Genomic DNA, 3,125 nt, shown 5'->3' on the forward strand with positions numbered 1-3,125 from the left:
TTTACGGAAAATATGAGCAGCTCGACATTGATGTTGATGGCACACCGGCTGCTGAGAATGTCTATGATGATGTTGATGAGCTGGACCTGTTCTCCCTGGGTGTGACTTACTTCTTCTGAGTCAATAAGGCCTGTTTAGGCAGGGCTGATATAAATCGGCGGCAATGTTTGGCAAAAAAAATCGTCCATTGCCGCCAGTTTTCCAGAGAGGGTCTCCCAGCCCTCTCTTTTTTATATCCATTTATTAGGCCCTGGGATAAGCAGTAACATCTATTTTATGGGTGGTGAGATAGGTTGATCACAAGGAAAGTATGAGCGCTATGAAGTAGTCCTCATGGCCAGTGGGTGGGAGTCAAATCCTATAATGTAGTATTAAAAAAGCAAAAAGAAAGGCGCCCGGCAACCTCGCATTAGAGGCTGTGGTGACGCAGACAATTCTTCAAGAAACAATTTTCCCATCGGTGGGTTCGGAGTGTTCTGTTCTTTGTGGCATATCATTTTCGGGTTGTGTAGACATCGAGGACGTATGATCGAGCCGGTGCAGTAAAATTGTGATGGGACAAATAACGATAATCATCAGAGGTTTTTGGTAGCGACGAGGTACCAGAACGGCGGATACAGAAGATTCGCTGTTTCTCGGCAAGGGAGCGCCATCAGCTGTCTGGTTAGGTTTGCGCTGGCAGATCCAGGCATGCAAGTAAACTAGAGAAGTATAGGGGTGAGCACTAATGACAAAAAATAAACTTTCTGTGTTGGTTTTTGCACTGGCTGCGGCGGGCGTATGTAATGCGGAAGAAGCTGGTGGTCAGACAGAAGCAACAAACAATGGACCGACGGTACTGGAAACCATCGTGGTGACAGCTACGCGGGACGAGCAAACGTTACGCATGCTGCCGGCCAGTGCCACCGTGGTAGATACCCAGTCGCTGGATATCACCAGCCATACTCATATTCAGGAAGCCCTGGTCCGTGTGCCCGGAGCCAATTTTGCTCGGGGTAATGGCCAGGAATACCTGCCCTCATTGCGCTCTGCCATCCTAACCGGGGCCGGAGGCTGTGGCAGCGTACTGACAGCAGTTGACGGTGTACCTTTGCGGGCATCCGGCTTCTGTAATATCAATGAATTATTCGACGGCCACACCGAGGTGGCTGAGCGCATTGAAGTGATCCGGGGCCCGGGCAGTGCGCTGTGGGGGGCCAATGCCATGAACGGCGTGATAAATGTCATCAGCCCCCGAGTCACAGATGAGCCTGAATACCGCCTCGGTGTCGAGGGCGGCCCCCACGACTATATGCGGATGAAGTTTTCTGCATCACGCAGGATGGGTGACCATGGCCTAAGGGCGGACCTTTCCATGGGGCACGACGGCGGCTACCGCCACGACTCCGGTTTTGATCAGCAGAAACTGACTTTGCGTCATGAATATGACGGTGAGCAGGTGTCAGTGGCGAGCACCTTGTCCATGACCAACTTAAACCAGGAGACCGCTGGTTATATCGTCGGAGATGAAATCTACCGCGACAGACGTGAAAGAAATGAAAACCCCAATCCTGAAGCCTACCGGGATACGCAGAGTGTGCGTTGGGCCAGCCATATCAAGTACCGCCTCGACGATAGTTCATTCCTGTCTTTCACACCGTATGCCCGCTATACCGATATGGATTTCCTGCAGCATTTTCTGCCCGGTACTCCTCTGGAGGAAAATGGTCAGAAGAGTTTTGGTTTACAGTCGGCCTACCATAAGCGTTTTGACAACTGGCAGATCGTGACAGGGCTGGATCTCGAATACACCGATGCTTTCCTCAAACAGGCCCAGGATGCGCCTACAGCGGGTAGTCCTTTTCTTATGGCGACTATCCCGGAAGGGAAGCACTATGATTACGAGGTGGATGCCATTGTGGCCGCACCGTTTATTCATACCAGCTGGCAGATGACCGAGCGCCTGTCCATGACGGCGGGCTTGCGCTATGAGGTTGTCCGCTATGATTACGACAACCGCATGCTGGACGGTCGTACCGATGAGGATGGCGTACCCTGCGGATTTGGCGGCTGTCGTTACAGTCGTCCGGCTGACCGCTTTGATCGTTTTGAAAGTTGGTCACCCAAATTTGGTCTGGTTTATGACCTAGCGGACGACCATCAGGTCTACCTCAACCTGGCTCAGGGTTTCCGAGCGCCCCAGGCAACAGAACTCTACCGGTTGCAGAATGCCCAGGATAAGGCCCACCTGGAGTCAGAAGAGGTGCTGAGCGCTGAGATTGGCGCCCGTGGTCAATATGATCGACTGTCTTACGAGATCGCTCTGTACGCCATGAAGAAGCGTCATGAGATTTTCCAGGATTCTTCCCGCCTTAATGTAGACGATGGTGAGATCCGTTCCCGAGGTATAGAAGTGGGACTTGGTTACCGCTTTAACGAGCAGTGGGATATGGCCCTGGCAGCCAGCTATGCCGAGCACGAGTACAGCAACCATAGGTTTTCCGGCAGTACCGACATCTATGAAAATGATGTAGATGGTGCACCGCATGATTTCGGCAGTGCCCGTGTTGGGTGGAACTTTTTACCCGGTGCCCGAGCCGAACTGGAGTGGGTACATCAGGGTGAGTACTACACGGACCCTGAAAATGAGCACAGTTACGATGGACACAATATCTTCAACCTTTACAGTTTCTGGCGTTTGAACCCTGCCTGGAAGCTCAATGTGCGTGTTACCAACCTGCTGGACCGTAAGTATGCAGAGCGTGCGGATTACACTTCCTTTGGTGGAGATCGTTATTTCCCTGGAGAACCCCGTGCACTGTATGTGGGTGTAGAGCGGAAGTGGTGATCAAAAACGCCTAGACGAGTCATCAACTCGGCCAGCTATAGATAAAACCGTCGGCTATGCCCCAATCGGGTTAAGTCGGCGGTTTTTTTGTGGAAGATGAAATTTTATCTGGGGTCTATCAGACTGTTGGTTAGCAAATGTTTGCTTGCGAGCGTTGCAAAGCCAGGCTCCTGACATGACTACTCTGCAGGGACTTCTGCTTCCGTGCCGATGTGGTAGGCGGCGAAACCTGACATCACCACCTGGTCTACCGCCATACCAATGATCCTGCCGATGCCTTTCGCCTTGATGGGGTATT

The 3,125-nt window shown here is 52.0% G+C and carries 1 protein-coding gene; it reads left to right on the forward strand.

The features are described from left to right. The first annotated feature begins 727 nt into the window (after window positions 1-727). Entirely contained in the window at window positions 728-2,827 is a 2,100-nt protein-coding gene (locus ACYZYZ_RS05490) for a TonB-dependent receptor (protein WP_305170563.1), read from the forward strand. The last annotated feature ends 298 nt before the right edge of the window (window positions 2,828-3,125 follow it).

This window comes from Porticoccus sp., from assembly GCA_023261185.1.
Lineage (GTDB): Bacteria > Pseudomonadota > Gammaproteobacteria > Pseudomonadales > Porticoccaceae > Porticoccus > Porticoccus litoralis.